We start from the raw sequence: 14,054 nt of genomic DNA, 5'->3' as shown, positions 1-14,054 counted from the left end.
CCACTGTGGGAGCGGGCTTGCCCGCGAAGAGGCCCGCAAATCCCCTGAAGACCTCTGGTCTGTCGGAGCCTTCCATGTCGCTGCCAACCTCCCTCACCATCGAAGCCGGCCTGCAAGCCGAGCAGGATCTGTTGGCCTCGGTCTGTGCCGGCGACGCGGAGTTCGGCCTGCTGTTCTGGCAGCCGAGCGATCGGGCGCTGGTCATGCCGCGCCGTTTGAATCGCTTGCCGGGTTTCGAGGCTGCATGTGAAGTGTCGGCGGCGGCAGGTTGGCCAGTGCTGCTGCGCGATACCGGCGGCGAGCCGGTTCCACAATCGGCCACAACGATCAACATCGCCCTGGTTTACGCACCACCACGCAGCGAAGGTGATTTGAACCGCATCGAAACCGGTTACCGGCGCCTGTGCGATCCCATCTGCCAGTTGCTGGATGAATTGGGTGGTTCGTCGTCCCTTGGCGAAATCGACGGCGCGTTCTGCGATGGCCGCTTCAACGTCAACCTTGATGGACGCAAGATGGTCGGCACCGCGCAACGCTGGCGCCAGAGCCAAGGTGGTCAGCGACCGGTGGGGTTGGTGCACGGTGCGATGCTGATGGACAATGACCGAGAGTCGATGGTCGCCGCAGTCAATCGTTTCAACGAGGCCTGCGGTCTGGAGCAACGAGTACGCGCCGAAAGCCACATCGCGTTACATGAGAAGTTCGCGGCGCACGATGCCCTGGCGCGCCTCGACGAACTCTACCGGTTGATGCTGGCGCAGATGTTCAGCGGCTAGGTTTTCGAGCTTATCGCGTACCGAAGACCACCATGGTCTTGCCTTTGACGTCCACCAGGTTGCGCTCCTCCAGATCCTTGAGCACGCGACCGACCATCTCCCGCGAACAACCGACAATCCGCCCGATTTCCTGACGGGTCACCTTGATTTGCATGCCATCGGGGTGCGTCATGGCGTCTGGCTGTTTGCACAGCTCCAGCAGACAGCGGGCGACTCGGCCGGTTACATCAAAGAATGCCAGGTCACCGACCTTGCGCGTGGTGTTGCGCAGGCGTTGTGCGATTTGTCCGCTGAGGACGTAAAGAATGTCCGGATCCTGCTGGGACAACTCGCGGAATTTCGCGTAGCTGATTTCCGCGACTTCGCATTCAACCTTGGCCCGCACCCAAGCGCTGCGCTCCTGCTCCAGGCCGGCTTGCTCAAACAGGCCCAACTCGCCGAAAAAGTCCCCGGCGTTCAGGTAGGAAATGATCATTTCCCGGCCGTCGTCATCTTCGATCAGGATGGTGACTGAGCCTTTGATGATGAAGAACAGCGTTTCCGAGCGGTCGCCGGCACAAATGATGTTGCTCTTGGCCTGATAACGGCGGCGCTGGCAATGCATCAACAGCTTGTCGAGGTTCTTGATCTTGGAGTTGGGGGCAATAGCAACCATGGTTGTATCCCGAAAAAACTGCACGGTATGTTTGGTTTTTATAAAAAGTGAATGCTGGAGTAAAGCTGGCTATGCGCCATAGAATTGGCGTCAGCTTAACAGACACTTCCAGCAATATTCGAGCATTTACCTACAAGGCAGTGGGATATGTCCTAGGACGCCGGGCGCTGTCAATCACGGGGCCTGTGCTAAGCTGGCGACCCTTTTTTATACAGTGGAGTCTTGGCGATGAAGGCACGCATCCAATGGGCTGGCGAAGCCATGTTCCTCGGCGAATCCGGTAGCGGTCATGTCGTGGTCATGGACGGTCCGCCCGATGCCGGCGGACGTAACCTGGGTGTCCGGCCGATGGAAATGCTGCTGCTGGGTGTCGGCGGTTGCAGCAATTTCGATGTGGTCAGCATCCTCAAGAAGTCCCGCCAGGCGGTCGAAAGCTGTGAAGCCTTCCTCGAAGCCGAGCGTGCGACCGAAGATCCAAAGGTGTTCACCAAGATCCACATGCACTTTGTGGTCAAGGGCCGCGGGCTGAAAGAGGCCCAGGTCAAACGCGCCATCGAGCTGTCTGCCGAGAAGTATTGCTCGGCCTCGATCATGCTCGGCGCGGCTGGTGTGGCAATTACCCACGACTACGAGATCATCGAGCTCGGTTGAATCGACATTCAACTATCATAAAAGCTGTGCAGACTCTGGCGATCCCAAGCTGACGTCTGCATAATGCGCCACTTTTTTCAGGGTAGTGGCCCGTCAGCCGACAGGCCGCGCTCCCGAACAGACAACCAAAATCGCCATCGCGAAGAGGTGTTAACCGTCCTACGCAGGTGCGTTGTTCGCATTTGACGGGCATGCTTGATCACGCGGCCGGGCCGCAAACACATAGAGAGTTTTTAACGGTGAAAAGCAAACTCAAGCTCCACGGGTTCAATAACCTGACAAAGACCTTGAGCTTCAACATCTATGACATCTGCTACGCGGAAACCCCGCAAGACCAGCAGGCTTACGTCGAGTACATCAATAAAGAGTACAACGCGAAACGCCTGACGCAGATCCTCACGGAAGTTGTCGATATCATTGGTGCCAACATCCTGAACATTGCCAGTCAGGACTATGAGCCGCAGGGCGCCAGCGTCACGATCCTGATCTCGGAAGAGCCGGTAACCCCGACCGACAGTCAGATCGAAGAGTCTCCGGGCCCGCTGCCCGAAATCATTCTGGCCCACCTCGACAAGAGCCACATCACGGTGCACACCTATCCGGAAATCCATCCGGTCAGTGGTATTGCAACCTTCCGTGTGGACATCGATGTGTCGACTTGCGGGGTCATTTCACCGCTTAAAGCGCTCAACTTCCTGATTCACCAGTTCGATTCGGACATCGTGACCGTGGATTACCGTGTGCGCGGCTTCACCCGTGACGTTGAAGGCAAAAAGCACTTCATCGACCACGAGATCAATTCGATCCAGAACTACCTCTCCGACGACACTTACGACGCGTACCAGATGACCGACGTGAACGTGTACCAGGAAAACCTGTTCCACACCAAGATGCTGCTGAAGAACTTCGAACTGGATAACTACCTGTTCGGCGACGCCACCAGCAACCTGTCCTCTGAGCAACGCGCCCAGGTGACCGAGCGGGTGAAACACGAAATGCTCGAAATCTTCTACGCGCGCAATATGGCGTAAGATTCTCGAACACAAAAAAAGGCGACTCCATCACGGCAGTCGCCTTTTTTATTGTTATCACCGAACCCTGTGGGAGCGAGCCTGCTCGCGAAGAGGCCCGGACCGACAAAGCAACCATCAGATCCGATAAGTACTCTTGGTCATCACCTTGGCCATCAGGCTCATCCCGAACTTCACCGGTGCCGGAAAGCGGAACCCGCCAGCATCCAGCGCACTTTCGGCATGCTGTTCTTCATCGATGCGCATCTGCTCAAGAATCGCCCGGGATTTTTCATCCTCGGCCGGCAATTGCTCCAGATGTTCGTTCAGGTGTTTGCACACCTGGTCTTCCGTCGCCGCAACGAAACCGAGGCTGACTTTGTCGCTGATCAGGCCGGCCACTGCGCCGATCCCGAACGACATGCCATAGAACAGCGGATTGAGGATGCTGGTGTGGCTACCCAGTTGATGAATGCGTTGTTCGCACCAGACCAGGTGATCGATTTCTTCTTCGGCGGCATGTTCCATCGCGGCACGCACTTGCGGCAGTTTGGCGGTCAGCGCCTGTCCTTGGTACAGCGCTTGGGCGCAGACTTCGCCGGTATGGTTGATGCGCATCAGGCCGGCAACGTGGCGCGTGTCTTCGTCGCTCATTTTCGCATCCGGCTGCACGATGGCGGGCGACGGACGGTACGGCTGGCCGCTGAAGGGCAGCAGGGTGCGCATCGCGGCATCGGCTTGCAGCAGAAGGCGGTCAATCGGCGAGTAGTGACGTTGGGTAGTCATGCTGACCTCCGAGGGGAATTTCGGCGGCCAGTTTAACCCAATCGGCCGGGGAAGGTTTGCGCTGGGTCATTGTGATGCAGAGGCTGTGACAGTGTTGTGATGCCTTTTGTGGAAGCGGCTGTGCGCCGCTTCCACAGGGTTTGGCGCAATCAGCCCGGCGGCCAGTGCATCTGGCGCTGACCCAGCACGTGCATATGAATGTGGTAGACGGTTTGCCCGCCTTCTTCATTGCAGTTCATGACGACGCGGAAACCTTTTTCACAGCCCAGTTCCAGTGCCAGGCGCTGGGCGGTGAACAGTATGTGCCCGGCCAATGTCTTGTCGTCCTCGGTCAGGTCGTTCAAGGTGCGAACCGGTTTCTTCGGGACCACCAGGAAATGTACCGGTGCCTGTGGGGCAATGTCGTGGAAGGCCAGTACCTGGTCGTCCTCGTAAATGATCTTCGCCGGGATTTCCCGGTTGATGATCTTGGTGAACAGAGTATCCACAGCTGTTTTCTCCGTTGTTTGGGCTGGCCTGAGTGTACTCATGGCGTATGCCAGCGCCCAGCTTTTTACCTTGGGTTGGATCAGCGCGGGCAGTAGGCCTTGTTGACCATGCCGGCGATCGTGCGAGTCAGCCAGCGCGAGCCGAGCCGCGGCAGGAAGGCGAACCAGCGGTTGCGCCGCCCGGGAATGATGATCGCTTTATTCTTTTCCAGTGCGCGCACGGTGTAGAGCGCCACTTCCTCGGGGCTCATCAGCAGTTTGCTGTTGGTCAGTTTTTCGCTGTCGAGTTGCGCGGTACGGAAAAACGCCGTTCGGGTCGGCCCGGGGCAGAGCACCGAAACCTTGATCGCACATTTTTTCAGCTCGACGCGCAATCCTTCGGAAAAGTGCAGTACATACGCCTTGCTGGCGTAATAAGTACTCATCCACGGCCCGGGTTGAAACGCCGCTACCGAGGCCACATTCAGAATCTGCCCGCCGCCTTGCAGGGCCATGCTGTTGCCGATGGCGTGGCACAGGCGGGTGAGGGCGAGAATGTTCACTTCGATCAGGTCCTGCTCGGTCATCCAGTCCTGGGCCAGAAACGGGCCGCATGTACCGATACCGGCGCAATTGACCAGCAGATCGATCTGCCGGTCGCCTTCTTCCAGCTCCAGCAGGAATCCGGACAGGCGCAGCGGTTCGCCCAGGTCACAGGCACGGAACAGCACTTCCACGCCGAACCTTTGGGTCAGTTCAATCGCAATACTTTCCAGCTGATCACGTTGTCGGGCCACCAGAATCAGGCTGCGGCCGCGCCGGGCCAGCGCTTCGGCCATTGCCAGGCCGATGCCGCTGGAGGCACCAGTGATCAGAGCGTAACGGGTCATGCAGTTCTCCATCGCAACAGCTCCGCGCCGCGACGCAGGTGTCACGGGCCAGGAGCGCTGTTCATTCTTTCGCAGAGTCTACAGGGGGCTGGGCCTCTTCGGCTGCATCGTCGGTGGAATTTGGCACCGGTTCGACCTCGACGTCGATTTCATCGGTGGTGACCGAACTGCTTTCGTAGCTGCTCTGGGCGGCGCTTTTGTATTCTTCCCGTATCGCCGTGAGACCACCGGCCAGCGTGCCGAACAGAATCAGCGCGATAACGATCAGCCACAGCGAAGACAATACCTTGACCGCGGTACTGTTCGGCGGAGGCGGTGGGCCGTAGCGGTTGGCAGTGTCGTTGCCCGGTACGACCATGATCACGAACGGAAAGAAACTGCCAACGAACGGCACCAGGTTCAGCAACCACAGCCAGCCGGACCAGCCGACATCGTGCAAGCGTTGAACGGTGATCTGGATGCTGACGAAGGCAAATCCGACGAACAGGATCAAGGCCAGCAAGCTGCCCAATATCAGGCCGGCGGTCGAATCCGCGCCGATGATAGCCAGGGCGACCAAGGCAAACACCCCGCAAACGACCAGGAGCACAGTTGACAGCACCAGCGTCCAGGCGAGGTAGCGCAAACGGCCGATACGGCCATCGAAACTGAATGGCTTGAGCGTTGCGAATTCGGCTACGGCTTCGCCGACGGGCGCGCGAGGCGGCGCGTAAGGGGACTGTGGATCTGCCAAAGGCTCCTGGCTGCTGGCCGGAGCATGGTCATGAACGTCGGCGAGGTTCAGTTCGATCGGCGTTTCAGCTTCGATGCGGGCGTCGATACCGGTTTTGCTCAGTGCCTGGAGATAGGTCTGGGCATCGGCTTGCGACAGGTTGCGTTTGAGCGCTACCGGACGCCCGGCGAACAAGCGCTCGATGGCTGTGACATCGCTTTTAAACAAATCGGCAAGATTGAGCTTTGCCGTGGTGATGTCGACACCGGGCAGCAAGGCGCCTTCGAATACGATCTTGAAACGATTTTCGCCCATGTGCGAGGCATCCTTGTCGCGAGAGGTTGAAAGAAGAAGCTTGTGCCTGGGTGAGTGTAGGGCCAGCCGGGCAAGACTGGCCAAGATTTGCTGTCAGCGCGGCCAGCGTTTTGGCAGCCGGGCGGCATGCTCCAGGGCCTGGCGGTACTCCGCGTCGAGACGCGTAATCAACTGCTCGACACTCGGCAAGTCTTCGATTTCTCCCACGCCCTGGCCGGCAGACCAAACGGTCTTCCAGGCTTTGGCCTCATCGCTGACGGGTTTGAGCTTGGAACCGAAGTTGATCTCGCCCTTGCCTTGCAAGGCGGCCATGTCGAAACCGGCGGCCTCCAGGCTCTTGCGCATGAAGCTCGCGGGGACACCTGACACGGCTGGAGTATGGATGATGTCTGCCGCTTTGGATGTCAGCAGCATTTCTTTGTAGGCGTCGGGCGCGTGACTTTCGGTCGTGCCGATAAATCGTGTACCAAAGTAGGCCAAATCCGCGCCGAGCAATTGAGCGGCAAGAATTTCGTGGCCGTGGTTCAAGCAGCCGGCCAGCAACAGGGTCTTGTCGAAGAACTGGCGGATCTCGGCAATCAGCGAGAACGGGCTCCAGGTCCCAGCATGTCCACCGGCGCCAGCAGCCACGGCTATCAATCCATCCACGCCGGCTTCGGCCGCTTTCTCGGCATGACGGCGTGTCGTTACATCATGGAACACCAGGCCGCCGTAGCTGTGCACCGCGTCGACCAGTTCTTTCACGGCGCCGAGGCTGGTAATCACGATCGGCACTTTGTGTTCGACGCAGATCTCCAGATCCGCCTGTAAACGTGGATTGCTGTTATGGACGATCAGGTTCACGGCATAAGGCGCGGGATTTTCCATTGTCGCCAGCCCGGCTTCGATTTCTTCCAGCCAGGCCTTGAAGCCGCTGCTTTCACGCTGGTTCAGCGCCGGGAAGCTGCCGACCACGCCCTGGCGACAACAGGCGAGTACCAATTGCGGATTGGATATCAGGAACATCGGCGCCGCCACCACGGGCAGACGTAAACGTTGTTCGAGCAGAGCGGGCAGCGACATTGGAAGTACCCCGGTGAGTGGTGCCTGTTGGATTTAGAACGGCCGAACGACGACCAGAATTACGATAGCCAGCAATATCAGAACCGGCACTTCATTGAACCAGCGATAAAAGACATGGCTGCGGGTGTTCTCGCCACGGGCAAAACGTTTTACCTGGGCGCCGCACATGTGGTGGTAGCCGATCAGCAACACGACCAAGGTCAGTTTGGCGTGTATCCAGCCACCTTGGCTGAAGATGCCTGGATTGAGGTAGATGAGCCAGCCACCGAAGATCAGCGTGGCGATCATCGCCGGGCCCATGATGCCCCGGTACAGCTTGCGCTCCATGACGCTGAAGCGTTCCTTGCTGATCGTGTCTTCACTTTGTGCGTGATAAACGAACAGGCGCGGCAAATAGAACAGGCCGGCAAACCAGCACACGACGCTGACGATATGAAACGCTTTGAGCCACAGATAGAGCATTTTTGGTTATTCCAGGTTCACGGTAGCCTGAATAGTAGAGAAAGAGTCCCATCTCGGACATAACTGTTCAATTTTGACGGTGTCTTTTGTCGCCATACTGCGTTGCCGCTCCTCGCCATAGCGGGCTATGACTCGTCGCGGCGCCTTGTCTGGCAACAAAATCCACTCGCCAAAACTTGAACGTATGCCCGAGACGGGACTCGTGAGCGTCCGCACGTCACCTTGACGGTTGTCGCAGGGGCGCACGGCCCCTATTATCGACGGCTTTCCAGTGGGTTCGTTGAGGGCAGGTTTATGGTCAAGGTCGGTATCGTCGGCGGCACGGGTTACACAGGTGTCGAACTGCTGCGTCTGTTGGCGCAACATCCGCAAGCTGAGGTGGTTGTCATCACTTCCCGATCCGAGGCTGGCCTGGCCGTCGCCGACATGTACCCGAACCTGCGAGGCCATTACGACGGCCTGGCGTTCAGCGTTCCGGACATCAAGACCCTGGGTGCCTGCGATGTGGTGTTCTTCGCCACACCGCACGGTGTTGCCCATGCCTTGGCGGGCGAACTGCTGGCGGCCGGGACCAAGGTCATCGACCTGTCGGCCGACTTCCGTCTGCAAGACGCGGATGAATGGGCCAAGTGGTACGGCCAACCGCACGGTGCACCGGAGTTGCTGGACGAGGCGGTCTACGGCTTGCCGGAAGTCAATCGCGAGCAGATCAAGAAAGCGCGCCTGATTGCGGTGCCGGGTTGCTACCCAACTGCAACGCAATTGGGCTTTCTGCCATTGCTCGAAGCCGGCCTGGCCGATGTTGCGCATCTGATTGCTGACTGCAAGTCCGGCGTCAGCGGTGCCGGTCGTGGTGCTTCCGTAGGCTCGCTGTACTCCGAAACGTCGGAAAGCATGAAGGCCTATGCGGTCAAAGGTCACCGTCACCTGCCGGAGATTCGCCAGGGGCTTCGTCGTGCAGCAGGCAAGGACGTCGGCCTGACCTTCGTTCCACACCTGACGCCGATGATTCGTGGCATTCACTCCACGCTCTACGCAACCGTTGTTGATCGCTCGGTGGATCTGCAGGCGTTGTTTGAAAAGCGTTATGCCAACGAGCCGTTCGTCGATGTGATGCCGGCCGGCAGCCATCCGGAGACTCGTAGCGTACGGGGTGCCAACGTCTGCCGTATCGCTGTGCATCGCCCTCAGGATGGTGATCTGGTGGTCGTGTTGTCGGTGATCGACAATCTGGTCAAAGGCGCTTCGGGTCAGGCCGTGCAGAACATGAACATTCTGTTCGGGCTGGATGAGCGTCTGGGCCTGTCCCACGCCGGCATGCTGCCTTGAGAGGAGCTACAAGCTTCAAGTTGTAAGCGGCAAGCTTGAAGCTCACAGCTTGAAGCTTGTCGCTGCTCCTAGAATAGTTGACCGCTTTTCTAGGAGAAGCGGATAATGCGCGTCATCACGCAATATGACGGCGTAACGCCGGGAGATAGTCAGCATGAGCGTCGAATCCTTCACCCCCACGGCTTTGCAATTCACCCACGGTGCCGCGCACAAGGTGAAGAGCCTGGTCGATGAAGAGGGGAATGATCGCTTGAAGCTGCGCGTATTCGTTACGGGCGGCGGTTGTTCAGGTTTTCAGTACGGCTTCACCTTCGATGAAGAAGTGGCCGATGACGACACCATCGTCGAGCGCGAAGGTGTGAGTCTGGTTGTCGATCCGATGAGCTTCCAGTACCTGGCAGGTGCCGAGGTGGACTACCAGGAAGGTCTGGAAGGTTCGCGTTTCGTCATCAAGAACCCGAATGCAACCACCACCTGTGGCTGCGGTTCTTCGTTCTCGATCTGATCAGCGCACCTGTTTCACAGAACGCCGCACGGCCTCAGGGTCTTGCGGCGTTTTGCTGTGTGGAGGATTTATGCGGGGTAGATGGCGCCGAGTACGCGCAAGCCGCGGGCACCGGTGACGCTTGGACGGTTGGCTGCGATGCCTTCGAGGCAGCAATGAGCCAGCCACGCGAAGGCCATGGCTTCAACCCAGTCGGGGTCCACGCCGTAGGTGGCAGTGCTGCTGACGCTGGCGTTTGGCAGCAGGCTGGCCAAGCGAATCATCAAGGCCGTGTTGTGGGCGCCGCCGCCGCAGACCAGCAGCTCCTGCGTGTCTGCCTGGGCGCTTTGCAGTGACTCGATGATGGTCAGCGCGGTCAGCTCAAGCAGCGTCGCCTGAACATCTTTGGCGGCGAAGGCTGGCAGTTGTGCCAGATGTCGTGTCAGCCATGGCAGGTTGAACACTTCCCGGCCGGTACTCTTCGGGCCTTTGGTCACAAAGAACGGATCACTGAGCAGTGCATTCAACAGCACCGGTTCTACATTGCCGCTGGCAGCCCATTGGCCGTCACGGTCAAAGTGGTCGCCGCGTTGCTGGTGAATCCAGGCGTCCAGCAGCACATTGCCCGGGCCACAGTCGAAACCGGCGACCGGCTTGCCGGGCTGGATAAGGCTGAGATTGCTGAAGCCGCCAACGTTCAGTACTGCGCGATTTCCAGCCCGCTCTTCAAACAAGGCTTCATGAAAGGCGGGAACCAGCGGTGCGCCTTGTCCGCCGGCAGCAACGTCGCGGCTGCGGAAGTCGCTGACCACGGTGATGCCGGTCAGCTCGGTCAGCAGGGCCGGGTTGCCAATCTGCACGGTGAAACCGCGTGCCGGTTCGTGGCGGATGGTCTGGCCATGACTGCCAATCGCACGAATGTCGTCAGTCTTCAGTTGCTGCTGAGCGAGAAGGGCATGAATCCCTTGGGCTGCCAGCTTCACCCAGTTTTGCTGGGCGATGGCGGAGCGGGCGATTTCGTCCGGGCCGCTGGCGCACAAGCCGAGCAGCTCAGCGCGCAGGGTATCGGGCATCGGGATGTAGTGGGAGGCGATCAGTCTGATCGCCGGAGCTTGCTCGATCAGTGCGATGTCCAGGCCATCAAGGCTGGTTCCGGACATCACACCTATATAGAGCGCCATGGCTTAGCGCTTGCTCGAAGCCAGCAGAGTGGCTTTTTCCTGTTCCATGCGCGCCATCAGTGGCTGGCTTTGGGCGAGGAAGCGTGCGCGTTCGGCCTTGGCAATCGGATCAGCCATTGGCAGTTTCTGGCCCAGCGGGTCGACGTGTACACCATTGACCTGGAACTCGTAGTGCAGGTGCGGACCGGTGGAGAGACCGGTGGTGCCGATATAGCCAATCACTTGGCCCTGTTTCACAGTGCCGCCAGTCTTCACGCCTTTGGCGAAGCCTTGCATGTGGCCGTAGAGCGTGGTGTAGGTATTGCCGTGCTGGAGGACCACTGTATTGCCGTAGCCACCACGGCGACCGGCCAGCAAGACCTTGCCATCACCGGCTGCCTTGATTGGAGTGCCGCGCGGTGCTGCGTAGTCGACGCCTTTGTGGGCGCGGATCTTGTTCAGGATCGGGTGTTTGCGGCCCATGGAAAATTTCGAGCTGATGCGAGCGAAGTCCACCGGTGTGCGGATGAACGCCTTGCGCATGCTGTTGCCGTCAGCGGTGTAGTAGCTGCTGTTGCCTTGTTTGTTGGTGTAGCGCACGGCGGTGTAGGTCTTGCCGCGGTTGGTGAAGCGCGCCGACAGGATCGGGCCAGTGCCGACGGCCTTGCCGTTGACCACCTTTTGCTCGTAGATCACGTCGAACTCGTCGCCCTGGCGAATATCCTGGGCGAAGTCCACGTCGTAGCCAAACACACTGGCCATGTCCATGGTCAGGCTGTGAGACAGGCCGGCCCGGGCTGCGGACTGCGACAGCGAGCTGTTGATCACACCATGTACATAGGCGGAGCGCACGGTCGGTTTCGCGGTAATGCGGTTGAAGGTGTAGCCCTTGTCGTTCTTGGTCAGGCTGATGCTTTCGAGGTCGTTGAGTTTGCTGTGCAGGTTGCTCAACTGGCCGTCAGGACTCAGTTCGAATTCGAGTTTTTGCCCATGCTTGAGTTGGCTGAACTGCTTGGCCTGCTTGTCGCTGGCCAGCACGTCATGCACTGAGGTTGCTGGGAGGCCGACCTTCTCGAACAGTGTAGAGAGGGTGTCACCCTTGGTGACGATCACTTCCCTGTGGCTTGCCGGCTTCTTTTCTTCGGCGACCGGCGCAGGCTCGGCTTGAGCTGTTTCCTGGGTGTCTTCGGCGCTGTTGTCGATCTGCGCGAAGGGGGAGGTTGCTGGTTCATTTGTGGCTTGAACGGCCTCAGCAGCGTCTTGATCTTGTGTCAGTTGTTCAGCGGGGCTTTCCAGTTCAAGACTCAGGGTTGTCTTTTTGGCTTCGACATCGCTGGAAGGGAATACCAGGAGCGCCAGGCTGAGAAGGGCGGCGATGCCACTTGCGGCAAGCAAGTGGGTCTTCGGGTAAAGCGGCGGCGCTTTAGACGATTCTGTGGTCATAAGTGGTTTTGACTTTGAAAAAGATGAATTGGAAAAGATGAATGACATGATGAAGATGAAATAACTGTATAAAATATAACCAAATCATCTCTGAAGCAAGTCCGCAGGCGCTCTGTCTGCGGATTGGCGTCCGTGCGCCGGGCAAACCTTGTATTTGACGCGCGATCTTGTATGGTTGGTTCCCTTTGAATCTGAGCCTTGCGGGTCTGTTATGAAGTCGGTTGAAGAGCAGCTAGCGCTGATCAAACGTGGTGCGGAAGAACTGTTGGTCGAGTCCGAGCTGATTGAAAAGCTCAAGCGTGGCCAACCGCTACGTATTAAGGCGGGCTTCGATCCAACGGCTCCGGACCTGCACTTGGGTCACACCGTGCTTATTAATAAGCTGCGTCAGTTCCAGGAGCTGGGGCATCAGGTGATCTTCCTTATAGGTGACTTCACCGGGATGATCGGTGATCCGAGCGGCAAGAGTGCCACGCGCCCGCCGCTCACTCGCGAGCAAGTCCTTGAGAATGCCGAGACCTACAAGACTCAGGTGTTCAAGATTCTCGATCCGGCAAAAACCGAAGTGGCTTTCAACTCCACCTGGATGGATCAGATGGGGCCGGCCGACTTCATTCGCCTGACTTCGCAGTACACCGTGGCTCGCATGCTCGAGCGCGATGACTTCGACAAGCGCTACACGACCAATCAGCCAATCGCCATTCATGAGTTTCTTTATCCGCTGGTTCAGGGTTATGACTCGGTAGCTCTGCGCGCGGACGTCGAGCTCGGCGGCACTGATCAGAAGTTCAACTTGCTGATGGGGCGTGAGCTGCAGCGTGGTTATGGTCAGGAAGCCCAGTGCATTTTGACCATGCCGCTGCTTGAGGGTCTGGATGGCGTGAAGAAGATGTCCAAGTCCTTGGGCAACTACGTCGGTATCCAGGAAGCGCCGGGTGTGATGTATGGCAAGCTGGTTTCCATTCCGGATGTGCTGATGTGGCGTTACTTCGAGTTGCTCAGCTTCCGCTCCATGGAAGAGATCAATGGGTTCCGCGCAGATGTAGAGGCGGGTGCCAATCCGCGTGACATCAAGATCAAGCTGGCTGAAGAGATCGTCGCGCGCTTCCATGGTGAGGAAGCTGCTGCCAATGCTCACCGTGCTGCCGGTAACCGTATGAAGGATGGCGAGCTGCCGGATGATCTGCCGGAAATCGAATTGACTGCTGCCGAGGATATGCCGATTGCTGCTGTCCTTAATAAGGCTGGCCTGGTCAAGAACTCGGCGGTGGCGCGAGATCTCCTGGGTTCTGGTGGTGTGCGTATAGATGGTGAGGTTGTTGATCGCACCTTTATGTATGCACTGGGCGCGACCCATGTTTGCCAGGCCGGGAAGAAGGCATTTGCGCGTATTACGCTCAAATCCGAATAAAGCTGAAATAAGGGGTTGACGGCAGATTCTGGAGGCCTATAATTCGCCCCACTTCCGGCGCAGTCGAAACGGAAAACTCCTTGGTAAACAAAGAGTTACGCAGTTTTCGACAGCGGGTTGCTTCAGTTCATCGAAGCCGAAAGGGAGTTGAAGAAGAGGTGTTGACAGCAGCGTGTAACGCTGTAGAATTCGCCTCCCGCTGACGAGAGATCTGAAGCGCAAGTGGTTGAAGTTGTTAAAGATTTCCAAGCGAAACTTTGAAAACTTCTGAAAATAATCACTTGACAGCAAATGAGGCTGCTGTAGAATGCGCGCCTCGGTTGAGACGAAAGATCTTAACCAACCGCTCTTTAACAACTGAATCAAGCAATTCGTGTGGGTGCTTGTGGAGTCAGACTGCTAGTCAACAGATTATCAGCATCACAAGTTACTCCGCGAGAA

15 protein-coding genes are annotated in these 14,054 nt (G+C 58.1%); 6 read left to right on the top strand and 9 right to left on the bottom strand.

The features are described from left to right. Nucleotides 1-74 precede the first annotated feature (74 nt). On the top strand, nt 75-776 hold the full coding sequence (locus KGA96_RS00075) for a biotin/lipoate A/B protein ligase family protein (protein ID WP_046039510.1): 702 nt from the start codon (nt 75-77) through the stop codon (nt 774-776). Nucleotides 777-786: 10 nt separating this feature from the next. Here KGA96_RS00075 and crp read toward each other — a convergent pair whose 3' ends face one another. Next, complete coding sequence (gene crp, locus KGA96_RS00070) at nt 787-1,431, bottom strand: cAMP-activated global transcriptional regulator CRP (protein ID WP_046039511.1); 645 nt, start codon at nt 1,429-1,431, stop codon at nt 787-789. A gap of 228 nt (nt 1,432-1,659) precedes the next feature. Between crp and KGA96_RS00065 the strand changes: the two genes are divergently transcribed. Both KGA96_RS00065 and speD read left to right on the top strand, forming a co-directional pair. Continuing rightward, nucleotides 1,660-2,082, top strand: a complete 423-nt coding sequence (locus tag KGA96_RS00065) for an OsmC family protein (protein ID WP_007941657.1) — start codon at nt 1,660-1,662, stop codon at nt 2,080-2,082. A gap of 239 nt (nt 2,083-2,321) precedes the next feature. After that, nucleotides 2,322-3,113: an adenosylmethionine decarboxylase gene (gene speD, locus KGA96_RS00060; RefSeq protein ID WP_007986012.1), complete on the top strand. Its 792-nt coding sequence runs from the start codon at nt 2,322-2,324 to the stop codon at nt 3,111-3,113. 117 nt (nt 3,114-3,230) lie between these two features. Here the strand turns inward: speD and coq7 are convergent, their stop codons facing one another. The 6 genes from coq7 to hemJ all read right to left on the bottom strand — a co-directional run bounded on the left by coq7 (nt 3,231) and on the right by hemJ (nt 7,786). After that, nucleotides 3,231-3,878, bottom strand: a complete 648-nt coding sequence (gene coq7, locus KGA96_RS00055) for a 2-polyprenyl-3-methyl-6-methoxy-1,4-benzoquinone monooxygenase (RefSeq protein WP_008051652.1) — start codon at nt 3,876-3,878, stop codon at nt 3,231-3,233. Nucleotides 3,879-4,027: 149 nt separating this feature from the next. Next, nucleotides 4,028-4,366, bottom strand: coding sequence for a histidine triad nucleotide-binding protein (locus KGA96_RS00050; RefSeq protein WP_046039514.1), 339 nt, complete (start codon nt 4,364-4,366; stop codon nt 4,028-4,030). 80 nt (nt 4,367-4,446) lie between these two features. Beyond that, nucleotides 4,447-5,235 (bottom strand): SDR family NAD(P)-dependent oxidoreductase, encoded by a 789-nt coding sequence (locus KGA96_RS00045; RefSeq protein WP_032829767.1) that lies wholly within the window; start codon nt 5,233-5,235, stop codon nt 4,447-4,449. A gap of 61 nt (nt 5,236-5,296) precedes the next feature. Continuing rightward, complete coding sequence (locus KGA96_RS00040; protein WP_046039516.1) at nt 5,297-6,262, bottom strand: DUF805 domain-containing protein; 966 nt, start codon at nt 6,260-6,262, stop codon at nt 5,297-5,299. Between the two features lie 93 nt (nt 6,263-6,355). Then, nucleotides 6,356-7,324: an NAD(P)H-dependent flavin oxidoreductase gene (locus KGA96_RS00035; RefSeq protein ID WP_223465350.1), complete on the bottom strand. Its 969-nt coding sequence runs from the start codon at nt 7,322-7,324 to the stop codon at nt 6,356-6,358. 33 nt (nt 7,325-7,357) lie between these two features. After that, complete coding sequence (gene hemJ, locus KGA96_RS00030; protein WP_046039521.1) at nt 7,358-7,786, bottom strand: protoporphyrinogen oxidase HemJ; 429 nt, start codon at nt 7,784-7,786, stop codon at nt 7,358-7,360. Nucleotides 7,787-8,080: 294 nt separating this feature from the next. Between hemJ and argC the strand changes: the two genes are divergently transcribed. Together argC and erpA are read left to right on the top strand one after the other, a co-directional pair. Further along, nucleotides 8,081-9,115: an N-acetyl-gamma-glutamyl-phosphate reductase gene (gene argC, locus KGA96_RS00025; protein ID WP_046039523.1), complete on the top strand. Its 1,035-nt coding sequence runs from the start codon at nt 8,081-8,083 to the stop codon at nt 9,113-9,115. A 154-nt stretch (nt 9,116-9,269) separates the two neighbouring features. Continuing rightward, nucleotides 9,270-9,620 carry an iron-sulfur cluster insertion protein ErpA gene (gene erpA / locus KGA96_RS00020; RefSeq protein WP_007906865.1) on the top strand — a complete coding sequence of 117 codons (351 nt, stop codon included), beginning with the start codon at nt 9,270-9,272 and terminating at the stop codon, nt 9,618-9,620. Nucleotides 9,621-9,688: 68 nt separating this feature from the next. On the opposite strand, the gene KGA96_RS00015 is transcribed toward erpA, so the two are convergent. Next, nucleotides 9,689-10,780, bottom strand: coding sequence for an anhydro-N-acetylmuramic acid kinase (locus KGA96_RS00015; protein WP_046039525.1), 1,092 nt, complete (start codon nt 10,778-10,780; stop codon nt 9,689-9,691). Between the two features lie 3 nt (nt 10,781-10,783). Then, nucleotides 10,784-12,202, bottom strand: a complete 1,419-nt coding sequence (locus KGA96_RS00010) for a peptidoglycan DD-metalloendopeptidase family protein (RefSeq protein ID WP_046039527.1) — start codon at nt 12,200-12,202, stop codon at nt 10,784-10,786. A gap of 211 nt (nt 12,203-12,413) precedes the next feature. Between KGA96_RS00010 and tyrS the strand changes: the two genes are divergently transcribed. Beyond that, nucleotides 12,414-13,613 carry a tyrosine--tRNA ligase gene (gene tyrS, locus KGA96_RS00005; protein WP_046039529.1) on the top strand — a complete coding sequence of 400 codons (1,200 nt, stop codon included), beginning with the start codon at nt 12,414-12,416 and terminating at the stop codon, nt 13,611-13,613. Nucleotides 13,614-14,054: the final 441 nt, after the last annotated feature.

The organism is Pseudomonas sp. GL-R-26 (assembly GCF_019947365.1).
Classification (GTDB): domain Bacteria; phylum Pseudomonadota; class Gammaproteobacteria; order Pseudomonadales; family Pseudomonadaceae; genus Aquipseudomonas.
Note: the sequence above shows the minus strand (reverse complement) of the source record. Positions and strands in the feature narration are given on the sequence as shown.